The 22,734-nt window shown below is 63.4% G+C and carries 16 protein-coding genes and 1 pseudogene; 8 read left to right on the top strand and 9 right to left on the bottom strand.

Annotated elements, in window-relative coordinates; genetic code table 11:
- Positions 1–3: 3 nt before the first annotated feature.
- From ACHMXK_RS17610 to cphA (ACHMXK_RS17600), 3 genes are all read right to left on the bottom strand, one after another.
- Entirely contained in the window at positions 4–834 is an 831-nt protein-coding gene (locus ACHMXK_RS17610) for an urease accessory protein UreD (RefSeq protein WP_397441823.1), read from the bottom strand.
- Between the two features lie 608 nt (positions 835–1,442).
- Positions 1,443–4,040: a cyanophycin synthetase gene (cphA, locus tag ACHMXK_RS17605; RefSeq protein ID WP_397441822.1), complete on the bottom strand. Its 2,598-nt coding sequence runs from the start codon at positions 4,038–4,040 to the stop codon at positions 1,443–1,445.
- Entirely contained in the window at positions 4,040–6,250 is a 2,211-nt protein-coding gene (gene cphA / locus ACHMXK_RS17600) for a cyanophycin synthetase (protein WP_397441821.1), read from the bottom strand. The genes cphA (ACHMXK_RS17605) and cphA (ACHMXK_RS17600) overlap by 1 nt, the downstream gene beginning before the upstream one ends.
- Positions 6,251–6,457: 207 nt before the next feature.
- On the opposite strand from cphA (ACHMXK_RS17600), the gene ACHMXK_RS17595 reads away from it, so the two are divergent.
- Both ACHMXK_RS17595 and ACHMXK_RS17590 read left to right on the top strand, forming a co-directional pair.
- Complete coding sequence (locus tag ACHMXK_RS17595; RefSeq protein WP_397441820.1) at positions 6,458–8,791, top strand: ABC transporter ATP-binding protein; 2,334 nt, start codon at positions 6,458–6,460, stop codon at positions 8,789–8,791.
- Positions 8,792–8,801: 10 nt separating this feature from the next.
- A complete protein-coding gene (locus tag ACHMXK_RS17590; protein ID WP_397441819.1) occupies positions 8,802–9,296 on the top strand; it encodes a DUF1854 domain-containing protein in 495 nt (164 codons plus the stop codon).
- 138 nt (positions 9,297–9,434) lie between these two features.
- Here the strand turns inward: ACHMXK_RS17590 and ACHMXK_RS17585 are convergent, their stop codons facing one another.
- The 3 genes from ACHMXK_RS17585 to ACHMXK_RS17575 all read right to left on the bottom strand — a co-directional run bounded on the left by ACHMXK_RS17585 (position 9,435) and on the right by ACHMXK_RS17575 (position 12,202).
- A complete protein-coding gene (locus ACHMXK_RS17585) occupies positions 9,435–10,202 on the bottom strand; it encodes an ABC transporter permease (RefSeq protein WP_397442552.1) in 768 nt (255 codons plus the stop codon).
- 5 nt (positions 10,203–10,207) lie between these two features.
- Entirely contained in the window at positions 10,208–11,047 is an 840-nt protein-coding gene (locus ACHMXK_RS17580; RefSeq protein WP_397441818.1) for an ABC transporter ATP-binding protein, read from the bottom strand.
- A 117-nt stretch (positions 11,048–11,164) separates the two neighbouring features.
- Positions 11,165–12,202 (bottom strand): ABC transporter substrate-binding protein, encoded by a 1,038-nt coding sequence (locus ACHMXK_RS17575; RefSeq protein WP_397441817.1) that lies wholly within the window; start codon positions 12,200–12,202, stop codon positions 11,165–11,167.
- Positions 12,203–12,721: 519 nt separating this feature from the next.
- On the opposite strand from ACHMXK_RS17575, the gene ACHMXK_RS17570 reads away from it, so the two are divergent.
- The 5 genes from ACHMXK_RS17570 to ACHMXK_RS17550 are packed head-to-tail and all read left to right on the top strand — an operon-like array spanning position 12,722 to position 18,202.
- On the top strand, positions 12,722–13,732 hold the full coding sequence (locus ACHMXK_RS17570; protein ID WP_397441816.1) for a tripartite tricarboxylate transporter substrate binding protein: 1,011 nt from the start codon (positions 12,722–12,724) through the stop codon (positions 13,730–13,732).
- A gap of 51 nt (positions 13,733–13,783) precedes the next feature.
- On the top strand, positions 13,784–14,347 hold the full coding sequence (locus tag ACHMXK_RS17565; protein WP_397441815.1) for a tripartite tricarboxylate transporter TctB family protein: 564 nt from the start codon (positions 13,784–13,786) through the stop codon (positions 14,345–14,347).
- Positions 14,348–14,371: 24 nt separating this feature from the next.
- Complete coding sequence (locus tag ACHMXK_RS17560; RefSeq protein WP_397441814.1) at positions 14,372–15,907, top strand: tripartite tricarboxylate transporter permease; 1,536 nt, start codon at positions 14,372–14,374, stop codon at positions 15,905–15,907.
- Entirely contained in the window at positions 15,897–16,790 is an 894-nt protein-coding gene (locus ACHMXK_RS17555; protein ID WP_397441813.1) for a sugar phosphate isomerase/epimerase family protein, read from the top strand. Before ACHMXK_RS17560 ends, ACHMXK_RS17555 begins: the two co-directional genes overlap by 11 nt.
- A complete protein-coding gene (locus ACHMXK_RS17550) occupies positions 16,787–18,202 on the top strand; it encodes an enolase C-terminal domain-like protein (protein ID WP_397441812.1) in 1,416 nt (471 codons plus the stop codon). Before ACHMXK_RS17555 ends, ACHMXK_RS17550 begins: the two co-directional genes overlap by 4 nt.
- On the opposite strand, the gene ACHMXK_RS17545 is transcribed toward ACHMXK_RS17550, so the two are convergent.
- Genes ACHMXK_RS17545 through gcl form a run of 3 tightly spaced genes read right to left on the bottom strand, consistent with a single transcriptional unit; the run spans position 18,203 to position 21,701 of the window.
- Positions 18,203–19,129: a 2-hydroxy-3-oxopropionate reductase gene (locus ACHMXK_RS17545; protein WP_397441811.1), complete on the bottom strand. Its 927-nt coding sequence runs from the start codon at positions 19,127–19,129 to the stop codon at positions 18,203–18,205.
- Complete coding sequence (hyi, locus tag ACHMXK_RS17540; RefSeq protein WP_397441810.1) at positions 19,126–19,905, bottom strand: hydroxypyruvate isomerase; 780 nt, start codon at positions 19,903–19,905, stop codon at positions 19,126–19,128. The genes ACHMXK_RS17545 and hyi overlap by 4 nt, the downstream gene beginning before the upstream one ends.
- Before the next feature lie 8 nt (positions 19,906–19,913).
- Positions 19,914–21,701, bottom strand: coding sequence for a glyoxylate carboligase (gene gcl / locus ACHMXK_RS17535; protein ID WP_397441809.1), 1,788 nt, complete (start codon positions 21,699–21,701; stop codon positions 19,914–19,916).
- A 108-nt stretch (positions 21,702–21,809) separates the two neighbouring features.
- On the opposite strand from gcl, the pseudogene ACHMXK_RS17530 reads away from it, so the two are divergent.
- Positions 21,810–22,725: pseudogene (locus ACHMXK_RS17530) on the top strand (LysR family transcriptional regulator).
- Positions 22,726–22,734 lie beyond the last annotated feature (9 nt).

Below are 22,734 nucleotides of genomic sequence, written 5' to 3'. Positions count from 1 at the left end.
TCTTCAGACGGACCAGATGCGCGGGCTGGGCGCGGCCTGGTCCCAGAAATGCCGGCGCCAGGTCTTCCAGACCTGCCTCAGCAAATCCATCGCCGGCTCCACCAGCGGTGCCAGCACACGTACCACCACCACCTGCGCATCGGGGCTGGTGGCGCCCGCGGTGTTGGTCAGCGGGTGGGCGTCCATGACTTGTCGCGCCAGGTCCAGCGCGAGTTCGCGGCGTTTGCGCTCCAGTTTGCTGCCGGTGACAAAAAACAGGGTGGCGATGCAGCGCTGACCGGCCAGGCCCAGGGGGCTGTTCATCAGCAACAAGTCGTCGGCCCGGATACGCGCACGCTCCAGCCAGACGCCGGGCAATTCGATGTGCTGGCAAAAACTGCCTTGTTCAAAGGGCTGGTTGGCACTGGGCAGGCCGAGCGCGGTGATGTCCCAACCCATCAACTCGGCACCCGGCGCCAGGTCCAGCGTCAAATGATTTTCAGCCAGGCAGCCGCTGTAACACAGGGCTTCCATTGGCAGCCATTCGGCGCGGGCACCGGCCTCCAGCCGCAAGCGGGTGCGCTGCAGGGCGGTTTCCCCCAGTGATTTGTAAAAACGCGTGGCGCCCGGCGTGGTGATCAGGCCGTGGCTGCCGCTTGCCGCGCTGATGGCGATGTCCAGCGTGTCGCCGCCGACCAGGCCGCCCGGTGGGTGCACCAGAACGTTGTGGCAGACCGCGTCGCCTTCCGGGTAGAGGCTTTGCAAGATGCGCAGCGGGCCGTCGTGGCGGAAATGCGCGACGGTTTTGCCGGCCTGTAGGGAGTAGTCGAGGGAGAGAGATGCGTTCCAGGCCATGATTGAGTTTAACTCGGGGTCTGGTGCTGCCATGTCTCTTCGTTGCTATTAATTCAATAGCTGCTTACGACCGTCCTGTCTGGGCTGGAGGTCGATTTTGTTCATAATTACGGCCTGGTGAGGCCTGTGGCTTCTTGGTGGGTGGATGTGCTTCGGGCTTGCCGGGTCTCGGCCCGGCGGCCGACTTACTTTTCTTTGCTTCGCCAAAGAAACCTAAGGAAAAGAAAGGCGACCCCACTGTCTGCGTCCCTGCGCTTCGCTACGGGCAACCTGCAGTGCTCGGGAAAAGCGGGGTCTCGCTCGAACTCGGCTTCGCCTCAGACAATCGCGAGCCCTAATCCGCTTTTCCCTGTGCTCCTCGGCGCAGACAGAAGGGGTGGGGGCAGGATCGGAAACGGATGCGGGGAGACAAGGACGCGCAAGCGCGTCCTTGTCGGATATTTCCAAGAGACCGTCATTCATGCACGCGAGCGCAGCACACATAGCCAAATGAAGTCCCCCTCCATCGCCCAGCGGGGCGACGGAGGGGTTAGGGGTGGGAGTGGGGAGTCAGGCCTACTGCCAGAGGCAGGCCACAAGCGCAGCGTGATGCCGGCAGGCCTGGGAACTCAGGCGGCGGCCGCAACCTGCTTCACGTCCCGTGTTTCTTTCACACGCTCCGCCAGGTGCGCCAGCGCTTCCTGCACCTGGTCCACCAGGATCAGGCACAAGTCACCGGGTTGCAGGCGGGCCAAGGCCGTGTCGATCGCCAGAAACTCGCCGCGGATTTCGTCGATGTGGGTGGTGCGGCTGGCGTTGGCCAGGCCGTCGCGCAGCAGCGCCATGACTTCGCCGTCGGCGCGGCCGCGCTGGGCGGCGTCCTGGTAGAGCAGGACGTCGTCAAAGGCCTTGCCCAGAATCACGGTCTGGTCGCGGATGTCGCTGTCGCGCCGATCGCCGGCACCGCTGATGACCACGCTGCGGCGTTTGCCCGGCATCGCGTCCACGGCGGCCACCAGGGCGCGCATGGCGTCCGGGTTGTGGCCGTAGTCGGCAATCACGGTGGCGCCGCGGTAGTCCATCACGTTGAAGCGACCCGGTGCATTGTGGGAATCGCTGACAAAACTGGCCAGCCCGCTTTTGAGCGTGTCCCAGGTCACACCAACGGCCCAGGCGGCGGCCAGGGCGGCCATCACGTTTTCAACCTGGAAACCGATGCTGCCATTGCGTGTCAGCGGGATGCTGTGCAGCGGCACACGTTCACGCCAGGCGCCTTCGGCGGCGACCAGCGCATTGCCGTCCACATAGACCGTGCGTTTGCCCTGGGCGCGGTGGGTGGCCATCAAGGGGTGGTGCCGGTCGGCGGCAAAAAAGATCACGTTGCCGGGGCAGGTTGGCGCCATGGCGGCGACGATGGGGTCGGCGGCGTTGAGCACCGCATAACCGGTGGGCGCGACGTTTTGCACAATCACGCGTTTGAGCACGGCCAGGTCTTCCACCGTGGTGATGTAGTTCAGGCCCAGGTGGTCGCCGGTGCCGACGTTGGTGACGACGGCGACCTGGCAGCGGTCAAACCCCAGGCCTTCGCGCAACACACCACCACGCGCGACTTCAAACACGGCGGCATCGACGTCGGGATGCGCGAGTACATTGCGTGCGCTTTTCGGGCCGCTGCAGTCGCCGCTGTCGGTCTGCCGGCCGTTGACGTAGACGCCGTCGGTGTTGGTCATGCCGCAGCGCAGGCCGCTGGCAGCCAGCAGGTGGGCAATCAGGCGGGTCACCGTGGTTTTGCCGTTGGTACCGGTCACGGCCACCACGGGCACGCGGCCGTCGTCGCCCGGGGCGAACAACTCGTTGATCATGGCGCCGCCGACGGCCTGACCCTTGCCGTAGGAGGGCGACAGGTGCATGCGCAGGCCGGGCGCGGCATTGACTTCCACCACGCCGCCGTTCTGGGCTTCGAGCGGACGCAACACACTTTCGCAGACCACGTCCACGCCGCAGATGTGCAGGCCGACCATTTGCGCCGCGGCCACCGCGCGGGCGGCGACTTCGGGGTGCACGTCGCCGGTCACATCGGTGGCGGTGCCGCCTGTGCTCAGGTTGGCGTTGTTGCGCAGGATGACGCGGCGGCCACGCGCCGGAATCGATTCGGGCGTGAGCTCCTGCGCAAACAGGCGCGCCACGGCAATGTCGTCAAAGCGGATCTTGGTCAGCGAGGTGGCATGGCCTTCGCCGCGGCGCGGGTCCTGGTTGACGATGTCGACCAGCTCACGCACGGTGTGCAGGCCATCACCCAGCACTTGCGGCGGTTCGCGACGTGAGGCGGCCACCAGTTTGTTGCCAACCACCAGCAGACGGAAGTCGTTGCCGGGCAGGAATTTTTCGACCATCACGGTGCCGTGTTCGGCCGCTGCGCGGAAGGCGACATCGAGGTGCTCACGCGTCACGATGTTGACGGTGACCCCTTTGCCCTGGTTGCCGTCTTGCGGCTTGAGCACCACCGGCAGGCCGATCTGCAAGGCCGCAGCCCAGGCCTCGTCGGCATCGGCGACCGGCCGGCCCATGGGCACTGGCACGCCGGCGGCGAGCAGCAGTTTTTTTGTCAGGTCCTTGTCCTGGGCAATGGACTCGGACACCGCGCTGGTGGCGTCCAGCTCGGCCGCCTGGATGCGGCGCTGGCGCGAGCCCCAGCCGAACTGCACCAGGCTGCCGCGGGTCAGGCGTTTGTAGGGAATGCCGCGTGCGGTGGCCGCATCCACAATGGCGCCGGTGCTGGGGCCCAGGCGTTCGTCTTCATCCAGATCGCGCAGTTGGGCGATGGCGGCATCAACGTCGAAGCCGGTTTCGTTGAGTGCGGCATGCACCAGGGCCTGGGCCAACTCCAGTGCCAGACGGCCGACGGCTTCTTCGCTGTAGGCGACCACGGTCTGGTAAATGCCGTCTTCCAGCGTGGCCGAGGTCTGGCTGAAGGTGACCGGACAGCCGGCGTTGGCCTGCAGCGCCAGGGCGGCCGACTCCAGCACATGGGCCAGCGACACCGGACCGGTGTAGCCACCCGGGCGCAAGGCGCCTATGGCCGGGAACAGCGAGCGCACACGCGGCTCGAAGCCGGGCAGGGCGTCGATGGAACGTTCTGCCTCGGTGCAGGCAACGATGGCTTCGAGCGCCGTGTGGCGGCTCCAGAGGTTGGGACCGCGCAGGGCGCGGATGCGGGAGACTTTCATCAGCGGATCTTTCCGGGCTGGGTTGCGCTGGACTCAAAGGCTTCAATGCCGGCGCCAATCAGGTTGAGCGGAATGCCGAGCGCCCAGGCGGCCGCAATGGCGGCGAGCAGGCTGGCTTCGGCGGTGGGGGCGTGGCGGCCCTGCCAGATGGCGAGTTTGTCCAGGCCCGGCAAAAAGGCTTCGCTGCTGCCGGTGGCCAGCACGACCTGGTCCTGGCGCACAAACACCGCGCGGCCGCCGCTGCCCAGGTGGGCGGTGATGGCGGACAGGGTGGGGTCGGCGGCGTAAAAAATCACCTCGCCGTCACACAGGGCGGCCATCTTGACAATGGCCGGGTGGGCCGCGTTGAGCACGGCCACGCCGTCGGACAGCACCACATCGACTTGCGAACGCATGACCTTGTACATGGGCTCTTCGTCGAAGATGTCGAACTCGGCCAGTGTTTCGGCGCCGTCCAGGTCGGTGACCACGCCGACCTGGCAGCGGTCATAGGCCAGGCCGGTGCGCAAAATGGTGTCGGCGCTGTTTTCAAACACGGCGGCTTGCACCGTGCGGTTGATCAGCAGGCGCTGGCCGGCTTCCCAGTGGGTGCCGTCGCTGGCGTCCAGGCAGCGGCCATCGAGGAACAGGCCGTCGCGGCAGGCCAGGCCGGTGTGTTTGCCCGACAGCTGCAGCAGCCAGGCCACCAGGCGTGCAATCTGGTGGGTGCCGGCCGAGCCGGCCACGCCCACCACCGGGATGCGGCCGCTGTGGGCGCCTTCGGAGGCTTCTGGAAACAGGTGGTCGCAGATCGCGCGGCCGACCGGGCGCGGCGCACCTACCGCTGGTTTGAGGTGCATCAGCAGGCCGGGGCCGGCGTTGACTTCAACTATCGCGCCGCCCTGGGCGTGCAGCGGTTTCGAGATGTCCTGCGCCACCAGGTCGATGCCGGCAATGTCCAGGCCCACGATGCGGGCGGCCAGGGACACGATGTGGTCCACCTCGGGGTGGACCTCGTCGGTGCAGTCGATGGACACATTGCCATTGCGCTGGACCAGCACTTCGCGGCCGGCCGCCGGCACCGAGTCGGGGCCCAGACCCTGGCGCTGCAGCTCCAGCACGATGGCTTCCTCTTCCTCGAGCTTGATCAGGCTGAGGGGGAAATCTTCTTCGTAGCCGCGCCGCGGGTCGGTGTTGAGCTGGCTGTCGATCAGCTCCACCACGGTGGAGCGGCCGTCGCCGCGTATGGTCGAGGTCTGGCCGCGGGCGGCGGCGACCACGCGGCCGCCAACCACCAGCAGGCGGTGTTCGTGGCCGCGGACAAATCGCTCGACCATCACGTTGCTGCCTTGCGGCTCCGCGACGTGGAAGGCGGCCTCGATCTCCTCGCGGGTGTTCAGGTCCATGGACACGCCCCGGCCGTGGTTGCCGTCCGAGGGTTTGACCACCACTGACAGGCCGATTTCCTGGGCGGCTTCCCAGGCGGCTTCGGCCGTTTCAACAATTTCGCCCTCGGGCACCGGGACGCCGCAGGAGGCGAGCAGGCTTTTGGTCAGGTCCTTGTCGCCGGCAATGCCTTCGGCGATGGCGCTGGTGAACTCGGTCTCGGCGGTCCAGATGCGGCGCTGGCTGGCGCCATAACCCAGTTGCACCAGGTTGCCTTCGTTCAAACGAATGTGCGGGATGCGCCTGTCGGTGGCGGCACCGACAATGGACGCGGTGCTGGGGCCGAGGTAACACTGGTCGACCTTGGCGCGCACGCGGCCGACGGCAACTTGCAGATCGCTGTCGCCATATGCTTCGTTGTTGATCGCGGCCATCAGCAGGCGGTGGCCTTCGGCCAGGGCACAGCGGGCGACCTGCTCGTCACGAGCGCGAAAGACCATGCGGTAGACGCCGTGCTGCGAGGTGCTGCGGGTTTGGCCAAAGCCGGTGGGCATGTCGGCCAGGTTCAGCAGCTCGATGACCACATGTTCCAGCACGTGGCCGGCCCAGGTGCCTTCCACCAGGCGCTGGATAAAGCCGCCGCGTTCGCCGACGCCGCAGTGGTGCTCCACCAAGGCCGGCAGCAGGGCCACCAGGCGGTCGCTGAAGCCGGGCAGCAGGTTGGAGGGAAAGTCTTCCAAAGGCCCCAGATCCAGCCAGGTTTCCAGCACAGGCCGGTAAGTCCAGATGTTGGGGCCGCGCAGGTAGTTGATGCGCAGAAGCTTGATGTCGTCCTTTTTGCTCATGTTTTTCTGGATTCAGTCAACCGGCCGGGCCGGGGCGACGTTCTTTTCTGAGAGCGCCCCAAAGGGGCGTTTCTGGTTAATAAAGGCAGGTTTTCTGGTCCGGGCGCTGAATTAGGCATCAGCAGTCTGCCCGGCTTAGGCGAAAATCCTTGTTTCGGCCCTGAAAATTCTCAGGTTACCGGTATTTACGGCTTCCAATTCACAACAATGCAACATTCTCATCCGGTTGACGCCTCCTCCAGCGAGGCTGATCACGTGCAAACAGACTTGCGTGCACAACTCGCAGCCCATGAGAACGTTTTATGTACGGTGCTGGTTGACTTGGATTCGCAACTTCGGTTTTCCCGAGGCTGGCTGGCCCTGAGCGACCAGCGTCTGCTGGCGCTGGATTCGCCAACCGGCCAGTGGCGGAGTTGGCCCCTGCAGGCCGGCGGCGGCCTGTCCCTGCGTCATTTCGACCATGCCGGTGTTGGCACGCTGGAGCTGCACCAGGGCGGCGAAAGGCTGGCCAGCTGGCGTTTTACGCTTGCCGTCAATGTGCAGGTGTTGCGGCTGCAGCGCCTGTTCGAGCAACAAACAACGCCCCGCGAGGCCGCCGGTGCTCTGGCGGGCGGTGATGAGGCTGCCTTGTGCCCCTTGTGTGACGCCGTGTTGCCGCCGGACAGCGACGATTGTTCGGTCTGCGCCCGCGAGTTGCACACCCCGCCGTCCACCTGGGTGTTGTTGCGCCTGTGGCGGTTTGCCCGGCCCTACCGCGGGCAGTTGCTGGCCGGGTTTTTACTGACGCTGGCTTCCACCGCCGCGACCCTGGTGCCGCCGTATCTGACCATCCCGCTGATGGACGATGTCCTGATTCCGTTCCAGAACGGCCAGCAGATCGCGTCCTGGAAGGTGCTGGCGATTCTGGGCGCTTTGCTGGGCGCGGCGCTGCTCGGCTGGGGCCTGAACTGGGCGCGCACTTATTTGCTGGCGCTGGTCTCGGAACGCATAGGCGCCGATTTGCGGACCGCCACCTTTGACCACTTGCTGGAGTTGTCGCTGGATTATTTTGGCGGCAAACGCACGGGCGACCTGATGGCGCGTATTGGCTCGGAAACCGATCGCATCAACGTTTTCCTGTCCTTACATGCGCTGGACTTTGCGACCGACGTGTTGATGATTGTCATGACCGCGGCCATCCTGTTCTCGATCAACCCCTGGTTGGCGCTGGTGACCTTGCTGCCGCTGCCCTTTATCGCCTGGATGATCCACACCGTGCGCGACCGCCTGCGCACCGGTTTTGAAAAAATCGACCGGGTCTGGTCCGAGGTGACCAATGTGCTGGCCGACACCATTCCCGGCATTCGTGTGGTCAAGGCGTTTGCCCAGGAAAAACGCGAAGCCCAGCGTTTTCGCGATGCCAACCGGCACAACCTGCTGGTCAACGACAAACTCAACAAGGTCTGGTCGCTGTTCACGCCCACGGTCTCGCTGCTGACTGAAATCGGCCTGCTGGTGGTCTGGGCCTTTGGTATCTGGCTGGTGTCCAAGCAGCAGATCACGGTCGGCGTGTTGACGGCGTTTATCGCCTACATTGGCCGCTTTTACACCCGGCTGGACTCCATGAGCCGGATTGTTTCTGTGACGCAAAAGGCCGCCGCCGGTGCCAAACGAATTTTCGACATCCTGGACCATGTGTCCAACGTGCCGGAGCCGGCCAACCCGGTGCCCATGGCGCCCATGCAGGGCCGCATCGAGATGAACGGCCTGGGTTTTCGCTATGGCAACCGGGCCGTGATCCGCGGGCTGGACCTGTCCATCCGGCCGGGTGAAATGATAGGCCTGGTTGGCCACAGCGGCTCGGGCAAAAGCACACTGGTCAACCTGATCTGCCGTTTTTACGACGTGACCGACGGCAGTATTAGCGTGGACGGCACCGACATCCGGCGTTTCACCGTGGCCGACTACCGCCGCAACATCGGCCTGGTGTTGCAGGAGCCGTTTTTGTTCTTCGGCACGATTGCCGAAAACATCGCCTATGGCAAACCCGGCGCCAGCCGCAGCGAAATTGTGGCCGCCGCCCGGGCTGCACATGCACACGAATTCATCCTGCGCCTGCCCCAGGGGTACGACTCGCTGGTTGGCGAGCGCGGCCAGGGCCTGTCGGGCGGCGAGCGCCAGCGTATCTCGATTGCGCGCGCGCTGCTGATTGATCCACGCATCCTGATCCTCGACGAAGCCACCTCGTCGGTGGACACCGAGACCGAGAAAGAAATCCAGAAAGCGCTGGACAACCTGGTGCAGGGCCGCACGACGATTGCCATCGCCCACCGCCTGTCCACCCTGCGCAAGGCCGACCGCCTGGTGGTGATGGATCGCGGCCAGGTGGTCGAGGTCGGGCCGCACGACGAACTCATGGCCAAACAGGGCGCCTACTGGCGGCTGTACGAGGCGCAGGCGCGCCAGGTCGACAGCGAAGGCAACCTCGACGCCGAAGAGGGCCGGATTGCACTGGCTACTTCGCAAGTGGCCCACACCGCCCAGCACACCGGCCATGTCTGAAGGACGCCGCATGACTTCCACTGAATTGACAAGCAAATCCCCCCCGGTTTTCCAGCTGGAGCGCCAGGCCTCGGGCCGGCTGCTGCTGACGGACCGCGACGGCGTGCAACACCCGGGCGTGGTGCCGGTGCGGGCTTTTCCGATTGCCGCGCCCGATGAGGGCATTTCCCTGGTGGGCAGCGAGGGCCATGAGCTGGTCTGGCTGGAGCGGCTGGACGGCTTGCCGCCCGAGGTACGCGGCCTGCTCGAAGAAGAACTGGCGCTGCGCGATTTTGTGCCCGAGATCACGCGGCTTCAAAGTGTCTCCAGCTTTGGCACACCCAGCACCTGGACGGTGGAAACCGACCGCGGCGAGACCTCGTTTGTGCTCAAGGGCGAGGAAGACATACGCCGTCTGAGCCGCGAGTCGCTGCTGATCTCCGCCGGCCATGGTGTGCATTTCAGCGTGAAAGACATGGGGGCGCTGGACCGCGGCTCACGGCGTCTGCTGGAGCGTTTTCTCTAGGGGCAAGCGCTGGGTGGCCTCCAGTTGCTATTGATTTGGTAGCTGCTTGCGTCCGTGGAATAAGGGCTAAAGGCCGATTTCTTATAAGAAATCGGCCTTTTTGCTTCTGTCGCGCCTGTTGACGATCTAAAACGAGATTTAGTCGCCCTGTGTGCCGCGGTGCGCCCAGGCGGTGGTGTGTTTCTCGATATAGCTGAACAGCTCATACATGATCATGGCCATGGCTCCTATCACCACCAGGCCTGCAAACGCCAGTGCCATGCGTTGTTGCGATCCGGCGCTGAGCATCAGGTAACCGATGCCGGAATCGCCGGCGGTCATCTCGGCCAGCACCGTGCCGACGAAGGCCAGCGTGATCGCGATCTTGAGCGAACCGTAGAAGTAAGGCATGGAACGCGGCAGGCCGACCTTGACCAGCACGTCCCAGCGTTTGGCGCCCAACACGCGCAACACGTCTTCGAGTTCGGGCTCCAGGGTTGCCAGCCCGGTGGCCATGTTGACGGTGATCGGGAAGAAGGAGATCAGGAAAGCCGTCAGGATGCCGGGCCCGACGCCGATGCCGAACCAGACGATCAGGATGGGCACAATCGCCGCCTTGGGCACGGCGTTGAAGGCCACCAGTAGCGGGTAGACCGCGGCATAGGCCAGGCGTGAGGAGCCGACCAGAAAGCCCAGCATCACGCCGACCACGATGGACAGGCCGAAGCCGACCATGGTGACCCAGAAGGTTTTCCAGGCGGCTTGCGCGATCGGGCCGGAAAACTCAATCATGGACTCGGCAATTTTCAGTGGCGCCGGGAAGATGTATTCCTCGATCTGGAACACCGAACACACCAGCTGCCACAAGGTCACGATGACCAGCAGCAACACAAACGGGGACCAGCGTTCAATCTGTTTTGTGGTCATGGGCATCACTTGGCCTCCAGGGCGGGCGCGGGTATGCCTACCGTACGTATCGCACCGATATGGCTGCGCAGTTCATGGACGATGTCGCCGAAGGCCTGGGTGTAGGTGATCTCCAGGTCACGCGGGCGCGGCAGATCAATTTCCTTGCGCACGACAAAACGCCCGGGGCTTTTGCTCATGACATAGACCGTGTCGGCCAGAAACACCGACTCACGCAGGTCGTGCGTGACCAGGATGACGTTGAATTTTTGCTCGTTCCAGAGGTCGCGCAGAATGCACCACAACTCTTCGCGGGTGAACGCATCGAGCGCGCCGAAAGGCTCGTCGAGCAACAGCATCTTGGGCTCATGAATCAGCGCGCGACAAATACTCACACGCTGCTGCATGCCACCTGACAACTGCCAGGGAAACTTGTCTTCATAACCGCCAAGGCCGACTTTTTGCAAGAGCCGGCGCGCACGTTCTTCAAACTCCTTGCGTTTGGATTTGAGCTGGCTGCGAAAAGGCTCAACAATCTCCAGCGGCAACAACACGTTGTCCACCGTGGTCCGCCAGGGCAGCAGCGAAGGTGCCTGAAAAGCCATGCCTGAAATTTTCAGCGGCCCGGTGACCGGCTGGCCGTCGATCAGGATGCGGCCTTTCGACGGCATTTTCAGGCCGGTCGTGAGTTTCATGAAGGTTGATTTACCGCAACCCGAGGGACCAACGATGGCGATGAACTCACCTTCGCGGACCTTCAGGTCTATGGCTTCGACCGCAAAGTGGTTTTGTGCGAGCAGCTCGTCGTTGTAGGCCAGCCAGACATCGCGAAAGTCAACAAAATGGGCTTCTGGGTTTTCTTGCATTGGTTTCTTGCTTGTCCTGATGTGCACAAGGCAAAGGCCAGCGTGTCTGTTGAACAAGCTGGCCCTGCCTGGGTCTGCCGCGCGCCGGCACGGTGATGCCGGCGCACGGTGAGTGGCTTATTTCTTCGCGGCGGGCAACACGTTCAGTTCTGCGGTGCTGGGCAGGAAGGAGCCGTTCCACACCGCATCGGCGTTGACGCGGGTCTTGGTGTTGAAGGCGTCGGACACCTGCGACGCCATGAGTGTCAGGCGCGGGCCCTTGACCTGGCCAAAACCTTCGGCGCGTGCATCCGGGCTGTTGATCACGGTGTCGATGGCCAGCTGCAGGCGACGTGTTTCAAGCTTGGTGTCTATGATGCCGTCCCTGGCCTTCACGTCGGCGATGGCGGCGGCGGGATTGGCAATGACATCTTTCACACCCTTGGTGAAGGCCTGCAGAAAGGCGCGGATCGCGGCCGGATTTTCCTTAATCAGTTTGGGCGTCGCGATGATCACGTTGCCGTACAGTTTCACGCCGTGGTCGGCATAGGGCATGACCACGATGTCGGCAGTTTTCACGCCGCGGGCTTCGATGTTGAGCAACGAGGTGAAGGTGAAACCGGTGATGGCATCGACATCACCGCGGGCCAGCATGGTTTCGCGCAAAGGCGGGTCCATGGCGGTCCATTGCACATTCGTGATGTTGTTGGCCTTGGCAAAAATCGGGAAAGCGCGGCGGCCGGCGTCAAACACCGGTGCACCGAATTTTTTGCCGCTGAGGTCGGCCACGGTTTTGATGCCGGATTTTTTCAACACCATGACCGAGGCCGGTGTGTTGTTGTAGACCATCATCACGGCGACCGGCTTGTTGGCGGCGTCCGGGTTGTTGGCGTGAAACTCCATCAGTGCGGCGAGGTCGGCAAAACCCATGTCGTAACTGCCCGAGGCCACACGCGTGACGGCGCCGCCCGAGCCATTGCCGGCGTCAATCGTGACGTCGAGTTTGGCGTCCTTGAAATAACCCTTGGCGGCCGGCGTGACAAACAGCGCGGCCGGGCCTTCAAAACGCCAGTCCAGCTGAAACTTGATGGGTGTGTTTTGTGCGTAGGCACTGCCGCAAACGGCGACGGCACCCGCCAGTGCGGCCAGGGTCTTGATGAAAACTCGTTTTGTCATGGGTGCTCCAGATAGAAAATAGTTAGCTGGTCCTGCTAAGCAAAAACGATGCCCGGCCTTTCTGGCGGCGTCATTTGTGAGCCTTATTCTGGGGCAAATCCGGCGAAAAATCGGGCAGACGGCCTCCGTGAATACCCCCGAAATGGTGCGTACTTGGGCGGTTTGATGGGTGAAAAATTAATTCACCAATTGGTGATTAAGGTTGGTTTTGAAAAAGCACGGAAAAAGAGCGGGCCAACAAGGTAGTGGCCAGGTCTCTTTTTTATGCTGTTGTCGATTCGCGACATTCCACCTCCTGGGCTGGAAGCCCGCAACAACACCGCCTCCTGTCATTCTGGAATGCGTCATTTTCTGTTGCCGTTCAGATCAGCACATCTTGTTTTGAAGATGTGTGATGGGTGGTTGTTCTGCGTTGTGCCCTAGGGCTTTCATCGTTGACAGTCTTTGGTGAAATTAATAAAGTGTTTTAACTAACCGTTTGGGTAATTAAATTCACAACACATCACCACCGGAGACAACATGAACAAGCGTTTCTTCCTCAAGAGTTTCTCCCTGGCCGCCGTCGCGCTGGCCGCCGCCATGCCTGCCATGGCGCAGAACTGGAAGCCGTCACGCCCCATCAATCTGATCGTGCCGTGGGCCGCCGGCGGTTCGACCGACCAGGTCACCCGCGTCACAGCCGCTGAACTCGAGAAGGCGCTGGGCCAGACCATCGTTGTCGTCAACCAGCCCGGCGGATCCGGTGCCATCGGCACCAAGAGCGCGCTCGACGCAGCCAAGGACGGCTACACCTGGACAGCCGGCGCCGCCCAGGATTTGGGCACCTACCAGACGCTGGGTTCAGTCAACACCAGCATCAAGGACTGGCACCTGTTCCTGAACGTGGCCAACATCCAGCTGATCGGCGTGAACCCGGGCCGCCCATGGAAAAACGCCAAGGAACTGCTGGACGACATGAAGGCCAGGCCCGGCCAGATCAGCGTCGCCACGGCCGGCGTGACCTCCGCCGCGCATGCCGCCATGGATCAGATCGTCAAGTCCACCGGTATCAAGTACAAGGAAGTTTCGTATGACGGCGGCAACCCCGCCGTGGTGGCCACCGTCGCCGGCGAAGCCGACATGACCACCCAGCTGGCCGTCGAGCAGGCCGACATGATCCGCGGCAAGCGCTTGCGCCCGCTGGCCACCGTGAGCGACAAGCCGCTGGAGCTGGAAGGTTACGGCACCATCCCGCCGCTGTCGCAGACCGTACCGGGCTTCACTGCTCCGGCCAATTACTTCGGTCTCTTCATCCCGAAGGGCGTGCCGGACGACGTGATCAAGACCGTTGAAAAGATCTGGGCCGAGCAGATTGTCAAGAGCGAGGCGCTGAAGAAATACGCCACCAGCCGCGGTGCGCTGTTCCACCCGCTGGCGGGTGAGGCTGCGCAGAAGGCCGTGTTCCCGGCCGTGCAGGCCAATGCCTGGAACCTGCATGGCAGCGGCAAGACCAAGGTCGCGCCCGACACCGTGGGCATCCCCAAGCCCTGATGCACTGATGCATCGCACTGAACCACGCACTGACCGAACCATCGCAAGACAATGACAGCCCCACAGCCGAACCAGCCCGTCGACGCCGACATACACGCCGAAGAAAAGAACATGCCGCCCCGATCGGACTTGAAGGATGCGGCCGGCTGGATGTTGCTTGGCGGCGCGGTGCTGATCGGTTCGCTGCGGATGGACCGGCTGGAATCGCAGCACATTAATCCGTACACGGTACCGGGCCTGTTGACGGGCCTGCTGGGCCTGGCCATGCTGCTGCTGGGCGGGCTGTTGGGGCTGCGCAGCTGGCGGCGTGGCGCATTGAGCCAACCCCTGGCACCACCCACCGCGCTTCAGCGCGAGGAGCGGCGCCGCATCTGGGTGGTCGTGGCGCTGTGCCTGGTCTATGCGGTGGGCCTGGTCGGCCACGGCCTGCCGTTCTGGCTGGCCTCGGCGATCTACGTCACCGGCGCCATCCTCTTGTTGCAACGCCTGAGCGCCGACCCCATGCAGCGCGAGCTGACGCCGCGTGCGTGGCGCAAGGCGCTGGTCATCGGCGTGCTGGCCGCGGTTGTCACGCAACTGGTGTTCCAGGAACTGTTCCTGGTGCGCCTGCCTTAATATTTTCCCCCCGAAGGCTCCCCCATGTTTCAAGGACTGTCTGATCTCGGACACGCCTATCTCAGCTTCATGAACCCGCTGACCCTGGCCTACGGCTTGGGTGGCGCATTTGTCGGTATCGTGATGGGCATCCTGCCCGGCCTGTCGGCCACGCTGTGCATCGCGCTGCTCACCACGCTGACCATCAAGCTGCAGGCCAACGACGCCATCCTGGTGTTGATCTGCTCTTATGTGGGCGCGTTGTACGGCGGCTCGCGCACGGCCATCCTGCTGAACATTCCCGGTACGGCGGCCAACGCCGCGTCCTGCGCGGACGGGTATGCGCTGGCGCAGAAGGGCCAGGCCGGGCGGGCCATCGGCATCGCCACGTCAGGCGCGTTTGTCAGCACGCTGTTTGGCGTGGTGTGCCTCGCGCTGTTCACGCCGCTGCTGGCCGAGGTGGCACTGTCGTTCGGCGCCTTCGAATTTTTCTGGTTGGCGCTGTTCGGCGTCACCATGTCGGGCAGCATCGTCGGCAACGACCCGCTCAAAGGTTGGCTGATGGGCCTGCTGGGCCTGTTCGTTGCGCAGATCGGGCAGGAGAGCCTGTATGCCTACAACCGCTTCACCTTCGACTGGGACGAGTTGTCGGGCGGCATCTCGCTGATCCCCGCACTGGTCGGCGCCTTCGGCATGGCGGAGGTGCTGACCACGCTGGCCGACCCGGTCGAACGCAAAATTGTGGAGATGAAGGACTCCGTGCTGCCGCGCTGGAAAGAGATCATCGAATACCGCTGGACGGTGCTGCGCTCGGGCGTGATCGGTGTGTTCACCGGCCTTCTGCCGGGCGTGGGCGAAGACGCCGGCGCCTGGATGTCTTACGCCGCCGCCAAGGCCGCGAGCAAGGAACCCGAGATGTTCGGCAAGGGGTCCATCGACGGCCTGATGGCTGCCGAGACGGGAGACATGGCCTCCATCCCCGGCCACATCATCCCGTCGCTGGCCCTGGGCATTCCGGGCTCCGCGCCCTCGGCCGTGCTGATGGCCGCGATGATCATCCATGGCATCCAGCCCGGACCGATGTTGATGATCCAGAACCCGCACTTTGTTTATGAGGTCGTGGCCATGACCACGCTGGCCTCCATCACCATCCTGCTGTTCGGCCTGTTTGGCGTGCGGCCGTTGTTGCAGGTGCTGCGCGTGAAGCGCTCCATCCTGATGCCTATCATCTTTTTGCTGTGTACGGTCGGCGCCTTCGCCAGCGCGTCGCGGCTGTTCGATGTCTACGTCATGCTGGCGATCGGCATTGGCGCCTTCTTCTTGCGTCGCCGCGGCTATGAAATGGCGCCGTTTGTGCTGGGCCTGGTGCTTGGTCCTCTGCTGGACAAAAGCTTGCGCCGTGGTCTTGTGCTGTCGGACGGCGACCTGTCGCCGTTCTTCACGCGGCCCATCTGCATCGTGTTTGCAACGGTGACGATCTTCACCATCCTGCTGTACGTCCCCTGGTTCAAGCGCGGTGTCAGGGCCTTGACGGGCAACATTTCGGGAAGCATCAAGGGAGCGTTCTCGCGTGGCACGTGAAGGAAGCTCACGCCGGCTGGTGCAGCCCCGCCTGAAGATCGCGCTGTGCAATGAGGTCTTGGCAAACCTGTCATTTGTGTACCAATGCAAGGCGGCCTCGGCCATGGGTTACGACGGCCTGGAGGTCGCACCGTTCACATTGGCCGCCAATCCGATGGCTATCACCGATGTGCAGGCCGCTGAATTCGCCCGCATCGCGCAGGACCACGGCATCACCATCTTCGGCCTGCACTGGCTGCTGGTCGCGCCCGCGGGCCTGTCTCTTGTCAGCCCGGACGCCACGCTGCGTGAGCGCACCACCGAGGTCATGTGCCGCCTGGTTGAGCTGTGCAAACTGATGGGTGGCAGCTACCTGGTGCATGGCTCGCCTAAGCAGCGCGCCGTGCCGCCCGGCGCCACCATGCCCGAGACGCTGGAGCGGGCGCGCGAATGTCTGGCCAGGGCCGCCGTCATGGCCGAAGCGTGCGACGTGACCTACTGCATCGAGCCGCTATCACAGAGCGAGACCGACGTGCTGAACACCGTCGCACAGGCGGCCCAACTGGTGGACGACATCCATTCGCCGGCTTTCAAGACCATGATCGACTGCAGCGCCGCCGGCCAGTCCGAAGTTGAGTCGGTCAGTGCGCTGATGGAGAAGTGGATGCCCACCGGCCGCATCGGTCATGTGCAGGTGAACGATCCGAACCGGCGCGGGCCGGGGCAGGGCGCCATGCGTTTCAAGCCCATCATGGAGACCCTGCTGCGCATGTGCGCGCAGAAGCACTACAGCGGCATCATCGCCGTGGAGCCGTTCGACTATGTGCCCGACGGCATGGGGTCGGCCGCGCATTCGATAGGGTATTTACGCGGCATCATGCAGTCGCTGGAGAAGGATGCATGAGCGATGCACTGAAATTTTTTGTCCGCGAGATTGATCTGTTCGAGCGCCCCGTCACGCTGCGCATGCCGTTCCGCTTTGGTGTGGTGACCTTGCGCGAAAGCCCGCAGGCGTTTGTGCGCGCACGCGTCGAACTGCCGGACGGCCGCTGGGCCTGGGGCGCCGCCGCCGAGCTGATGGCGCCCAAGTGGTTCGACAAGAACCTGGAACTCAGCAACGAAGACAATTTCAACCAGCTGCGCGATGTGCTGCGCATGGCGCGCGAGGCCTACCTGGGCGATGCATCAGCCGCCACGGCGTTTGGCCACTTCGGGCGGAACTTTGACGGGCACCTGGCTGCTGCATCGGCCAGGGGCTTCAACCCGCTGCTGGCCAGCTACGGCCCGGCGCTGCTGGACCGCGCGGTGCTGGACGGCCTGTGCCGCGCACTGGGCATCTCCTTCTACGACGCCATCACAAAAAACATTCCCGGCATCGGCGGCGGGCGCGGCGCGTCGGAGGGCCTCGGCATCGAGAACTTCATGGCGGGGTTGAAGCCCGCGCCATCCATCGAAGCGCGTCACACCGTCGGTCTGGTGGATGCGATCACGTCTGCCGATATCAGCGAGCCAGTCAACGATGGGTTGCCGGAAACGTTCGAGCAGGTCGTCAAGGTCTACGGCCACCGCTACTTCAAGCTAAAGGTCGGCGGCAAGGTGGATGCCGACCTGGCGCGGCTCACGGCCATCGCCGGCGTGCTGGACACCCAGACACAGCCGTACTTCATCTCGCTGGATGGCAACGAGCAATACAACGACGCGCAAGGCGTGGCCGAACTGCTGGCCGCCATGCGTGCGGCGCCGGCGCTCAGGCGTCTGAACGACGCCATCCTGTTCATCGAACAGCCGATCAACCGCAAGGTCGCGCTGGACGTCGACCTGCGCTCGGTTGACCTGGGCAAGCCGGTGATCATTGACGAGTCCGATGGCGAGCTCGACACCTTTGTTCGGGCGAGGGCCAAGGGGTATGCCGGTGTGTCGTCCAAAACCTGCAAGGGGTTTTACAAGTCCATCCTGAATGCGGCGCGTTGCGCAGCCTGGAACCAAGAGGAGGGCGCGCAGCGTTATTTCATGTCGGCGGAAGACCTGACCACACAGGCCGGCCTGTCGGTTCAGCAAGACCTGGCCCTGGTCAATCTGTTGGGCATCACCCATGTGGAACGCAACGGTCACCACTATGTCAATGGCATGGCGGCCTTGCCAACGGCTGAACAGGCAGACTTCCTGAATGCCCATCCTGATGTGTATGAGCGTTCACATGGGGCGGTGCGCCTGAAAATCAAACAGGGCCGCATCGACCTGCGCTCGCTGGATTGCCACGGTTTTGCCAGCGCGGTTGTGCCGGATTTCTCTGTTATGCAGGCACTGAAAACCTGACTAGACGTCTGGCGCCACCGGGTGACTGGCCATGGCTTCCAGTGCCTTGACCAGCGCCGAGTGGTCGGCCTGCCCATGACCCAGCGCTGCGCAGGATTGCATCAGCTGCGCCGCCATGGCGGTCTGCGGCAAGGCCACGTCCAGGCTGCGTGCGCTTTGCAGGGCCAGGTTCAAATCCTTCTGGTGCAGCGCCAGCCTAAAGCCCGGCTGGAAGCTGCGCTTGATCATGCGTTCGCCGTGCACCTCGAGAATGCGCGAGGACGCAAAACCACCCATCAGCGCCTCGCGTACCCTGGCCGGGTCGGCGCCGGCTTTGGAGGCGAAGACCAGCGCCTCTCCCACGGCGGCGATGTTCAGGGCCACGATGATCTGGTTCGCCACCTTGCAGATTTGCCCATCGCCTATGCCGCCGACCCGGGTGATGTTTTTACCCATCAGCTCGAGCAACGGCTTGATACGTTCGAACGATTTTTCCTCGGCGCCAACCATGATGGTCAGGCTGGCCGCCTTGGCGCCCACTTCACCGCCCGACACCGGTGCGTCCAGGTAGTCACAACCCAGCGCCTGTATTTTTTCGGCAAAGGCCTTGGTGGCGATCGGAGCGATGGAACTGCAGTCGACCACGGTCTTGCGTCGCCCCGCAGGGGCGTGCGCCACGCCTTTCAGGCCTTTCGCGACACCGGTTTCGCCGAACAACACCTTCTCCACATCGGGTGTGTCGGGCAGCATCAGGAAAATGATGTCGGCGCGTTCGGCCACGCCCTGGGCCGTGGTGCACAGGGTGGCGCCGTTGTCGACCAGGTGTGCCGGGACCTTGCTGCGCGTGTGCAGGAACAAGATGTGGCCAGCCTGGAGCAAATGGCTGGCCATGGGCGCACCCATGATGCCCAGGCCGATGAAGCCGAGTTTGAGTCCGGACTTGGTCATGTCGACACCCCAGCCATCCAGCCCAGCCCGTCGGTGGTGTTTGTTTTGGGTTTGTATTCGCAGCCTATCCAGCCGCGGTAGCCTGCAGCATCGATGTGTTGGAACAGCCAGCCGTAGTTGATCTCGCCGGTCCCGGGCTCGTTGCGTCCCGGGTTGTCGGCCAGCTGGATGTGGGCGATGCGGGCCAGGTGTTTGCTGATGGTGCTGGCCAGCTCGCCTTCCATGCGTTGTGCGTGGTAGAGGTCGTATTGCAGGAAGAGGTTGGATGAACCCACTTCGTCCAGGAGGGCCAAGGCCTGGTCGGTACGGGTGAGGAAAAAGCCAGGAATGTCGAAGTGGTTGATAGGCTCGATCAGCAGCCGGATGCCGGCGGCTTCCAGTGCGGGCGCGGCAAAGCGCAGGTTGGCCACCAGGGTGGCATGGGCTTGCTCCCGGCTCACCCCTGACGGAACCTTGCCGGCCAGACAATTGAGCTGCGGGCAGGCCAGTGCTTTGGCGTAGTCGATGGCGCGGGTCACACCTTCGCGGAACTCGGCTACACGTTCGGGGTGGCAGGCGATGCCGCGTTCGCCGGCGGCCCAGTCGCCGGCCGGCAGGTTGTGCAGCACTTGCTTCAATCCGTTGGATGTCAAGGCGGCGCTGAGGTTCTCCTTGTTGTAGTCATAGGGAAACAGGTATTCCACGGCCTCAAAACCAGCGGCGCGTGCGGCTTTGAAACGGTCCATGAAGGGAAGCTCGGTAAAAAGCATGCTGAGGTTGGCGGCGAATTTCGGCATGATGTTTCCTAGTCGAGCATGGCGGCCACGGCGGTGGGCGCATCGGCACGGCTGGCCGCCAGGTCTTCGAACTCGGTGATGTTGTCGATCTCGGTGCCCATGGCGATGTTGGTCACACGCTCCAGGATCACCTCGATGACCACGGGTACCTGGAATTCCTTCATCCAGGCTTCGGCCTGCTGGATCGCCGGTGCGAGTTCTTCCTGCCGGTGCACCCGAATGGCCTTGCAGCCCAGGCCTTCGACGACTTTGAGGTGGTCCACGCCATAGGTCCGGACTGGTTCATCCTGTTCGGTGTTGATGTTGTCAAACCCCAGTTGGACGCAGTAGTCCATCTCGAAGCCGCGTTGAGCCTGGCGAATCAGGCCGAGGTAGGAATTGTTCACCACCATGTGGATGTAGGGCAGCTTGAACTGCGCGCCCACGGCCAGCTCCTCAATCATGAACTGGAAGTCGTAGTCGCCAGACAGCGCCACAATCTTGCGGGTCGGATCGGCGGCACGCACGCCGAGTGCCGCCGGGATGGTCCAGCCCAGCGGGCCGGCCTGGCCGCAATTGATCCAGTGGCGCGGTTTGTAGACGTGCAGAAACTGCGCGCCGGCGATCTGCGACAGGCCTATGGTGCTGATGTAACAGACGTCTTCGCCAAAAGCCCGCGTCATACACTGGTAAACACGCTGCGGCTTCATGGGCACGCTGTCGTAATTGGTCTTGCGCAGCAGGGTGCCTTTGCGGTAGCGGCAGGCCGAGGCCCATTCGCCGCGGTCTTTCAGTTTGCCTTTCTCGGCCCATTCCGTGGCCACCTGCACAAAAAGTTCCAGCGCAGCCTTGGCATCCGAGACGATGCCGAAGTCGGGCGAAAACACGCGGCCTATCTGTGTCGGTTCGATGTCCACGTGGACAAATTTTCGGCCCTTGGTGTAGACCTCGACCGAGCCGGTGTGGCGATTCGCCCAGCGGTTGCCGATGCCGATCACGAAGTCCGAGGCCAGCATGGTGGCGTTGCCGTAACGGTGGCTGGTTTGCAGGCCGCACATACCGGCCATCAGCGTGTGGCTGTCCGGGATGCTGCCCCAGCCCATGAGGGTCGGAATGACCGGAATACCCGTGATCTCGGCAAACTGCACCAGCAGGTCGGAGGCGTCGGCGTTGATGATGCCGCCACCGGCGACGATCAGCGGTTTCTCGGCATCGTTGAGCATGGTCAGCGCTTTTTCGATCTGGGCGCGTGTGGCCGCGGGTTTGTACACCGGCAGCGGCGAATAGGTGTCAATGTCGAATTCAATCTCGCCCATCTGCACGTCGAAGGGCAGGTCGATCAGCACCGGGCCCGGCCGGCCCGAACGCATCACATGAAAGGCCTGCTGGAACACGCGCGGCACCAGTGCCGGTTCGCGCACCGTGACCGCCCATTTGGTCACGGGTTTGGAAATGGCCTCGATGTCCACCGCCTGAAAATCTTCCTTGTGCAGACGTGCGCGGGGCGCCTGGCCGGTGATGCACAAAATCGGAATCGAGTCGGCCTGCGCCGAATACAGGCCGGTGATCATGTCGGTGCCGGCCGGGCCCGAGGTGCCTATACAGACACCGATGTTGCCGGCTGTGGCACGGGTGTAACCCTCGGCCATGTGGGATGCGCCTTCCACGTGGCGGGCCAGGATATGGCTGATCGTGCCCTGCTTGCGCAGCGCCGAATACAGCGGGTTGATGGCCGCGCCCGGAATGCCGAATGCCTGCGTCACGCCTTCTTTTTCCATCACCCAGACGGCGGCCTGGGCGGCTGTCATTTTTGCCATGTCATCTCCTGTAGATAGGCCGACTGTAGGCAGGGCAGCGGCATGGCAGAAGACGGGGCAGGGCCATAAAACCTATTCCTCCATGGAATAAGTGACTATCATCGGCGCATGGATCGCTTACAGGTCATGCACATGTTTGTGCGGGTGGTGGAAACCGGCAGCTTCTCGAAAGCCGCACGGGAGTTCGCCACCACGCAGCCCACGGTCTCCAAGCAGATCGCGGCCACCGAGGAGCGCCTGAACGTGCGGCTACTCAACCGCAACACCCGCGGCGTCAGCCTGACGGAATCGGGTGCCTTGTATTACGAGAAGTGCAAGATCATCGTGCGCGAAACCGAGGAGGCCGACAACATCGTGCGGCTGGGCCAGAGCCAGGCCCAGGGCCTGTTGCGCATAGGCACCTCGGTGGCATTTGGGCGGCGTGTCATCGTGCCGCTGGCGCTGGACTTCATGCAACACCACCCGCAGGTGCAACTGGACTTGAGTTTCGAGGACCGTTACACCGACCTGGTTTTCGCAAGGCCTGGATCTGGCCGTGCGTATGGGCAAACTCGCCGACTCGACGCTGGGCGCGCGTTATCTGGGCATGAATCCCTGGGTCATGGTGGCGGCGCCGCGTTACCTGAAAAAGCAGGGCACGCCGAAAAAACCCAAGGACCTGAGCAGCCACGCCGCGTTGATTTACAGCAGCGTGCTGGGCGACGATGTGTGGCGGCTGCTTTCGCCCAAAGGCGAGCCGGTGACCGTGCCGGTGGCGGGCCGTCTGCGCTCCAACAACCTGTCGGCCGTCTTGGCCGCGGCGCGCAGCGGCCTGGGCATTGCTGCCATGCCGCGGTACGTCGCGGCCGATTCATTGAGCTCCGGCCATGTGCTGGAAGTGCTCAAGGGTTACAGCCTGCCCGAGCAGGAAATCCATGCCGTGTTTCCCTCGCCCAAACGGGTGTCCGGCAAGGTTCAGGCTTTTGTCGCCTACCTGCAGGGGCGGTTTGGCGAACGTTGGTGGGAAACCTTGCCCAAGGCCTGAGGCTACACA

Origin of the sequence: Polaromonas sp. UC242_47 (assembly GCF_044452385.1) — a bacterium.
GTDB lineage: Bacteria > Pseudomonadota > Gammaproteobacteria > Burkholderiales > Burkholderiaceae_C > Polaromonas.
This window is presented reverse-complemented; position numbering and strand designations above follow the sequence as displayed.

What these genes read in the sequence shown, in the direction of transcription:
- ACHMXK_RS17550 (WP_397441812.1), top strand. Translation starts at nt 16,787, where the DNA reads ATGAGCGATGCACTGAAATTTTTTGTCCGCGAGATTGATCTGTTCGAG.
- ACHMXK_RS17565 (WP_397441815.1), top strand. Translation starts at nt 13,784, where the DNA reads ATGACAGCCCCACAGCCGAACCAGCCCGTCGACGCCGACATACACGCC.
- ACHMXK_RS17570 (WP_397441816.1), top strand. Translation starts at nt 12,722, where the DNA reads ATGAACAAGCGTTTCTTCCTCAAGAGTTTCTCCCTGGCCGCCGTCGCG.
- ACHMXK_RS17610 (WP_397441823.1), bottom strand. Translation starts at nt 834, where the DNA reads ATGGCCTGGAACGCATCTCTCTCCCTCGACTACTCCCTACAGGCCGGC.
- cphA (WP_397441821.1), bottom strand. Translation starts at nt 6,250, where the DNA reads ATGAGCAAAAAGGACGACATCAAGCTTCTGCGCATCAACTACCTGCGC.
- ACHMXK_RS17575 (WP_397441817.1), bottom strand. Translation starts at nt 12,202, where the DNA reads ATGACAAAACGAGTTTTCATCAAGACCCTGGCCGCACTGGCGGGTGCC.
- ACHMXK_RS17595 (WP_397441820.1), top strand. Translation starts at nt 6,458, where the DNA reads ATGCAACATTCTCATCCGGTTGACGCCTCCTCCAGCGAGGCTGATCAC.
- gcl (WP_397441809.1), bottom strand. Translation starts at nt 21,701, where the DNA reads ATGGCAAAAATGACAGCCGCCCAGGCCGCCGTCTGGGTGATGGAAAAA.
- cphA (WP_397441822.1), bottom strand. Translation starts at nt 4,040, where the DNA reads ATGAAAGTCTCCCGCATCCGCGCCCTGCGCGGTCCCAACCTCTGGAGC.
- ACHMXK_RS17560 (WP_397441814.1), top strand. Translation starts at nt 14,372, where the DNA reads ATGTTTCAAGGACTGTCTGATCTCGGACACGCCTATCTCAGCTTCATG.
- ACHMXK_RS17585 (WP_397442552.1), bottom strand. Translation starts at nt 10,202, where the DNA reads ATGACCACAAAACAGATTGAACGCTGGTCCCCGTTTGTGTTGCTGCTG.
- hyi (WP_397441810.1), bottom strand. Translation starts at nt 19,905, where the DNA reads ATGCCGAAATTCGCCGCCAACCTCAGCATGCTTTTTACCGAGCTTCCC.
- ACHMXK_RS17590 (WP_397441819.1), top strand. Translation starts at nt 8,802, where the DNA reads ATGACTTCCACTGAATTGACAAGCAAATCCCCCCCGGTTTTCCAGCTG.
- ACHMXK_RS17545 (WP_397441811.1), bottom strand. Translation starts at nt 19,129, where the DNA reads ATGACCAAGTCCGGACTCAAACTCGGCTTCATCGGCCTGGGCATCATG.
- ACHMXK_RS17580 (WP_397441818.1), bottom strand. Translation starts at nt 11,047, where the DNA reads ATGCAAGAAAACCCAGAAGCCCATTTTGTTGACTTTCGCGATGTCTGG.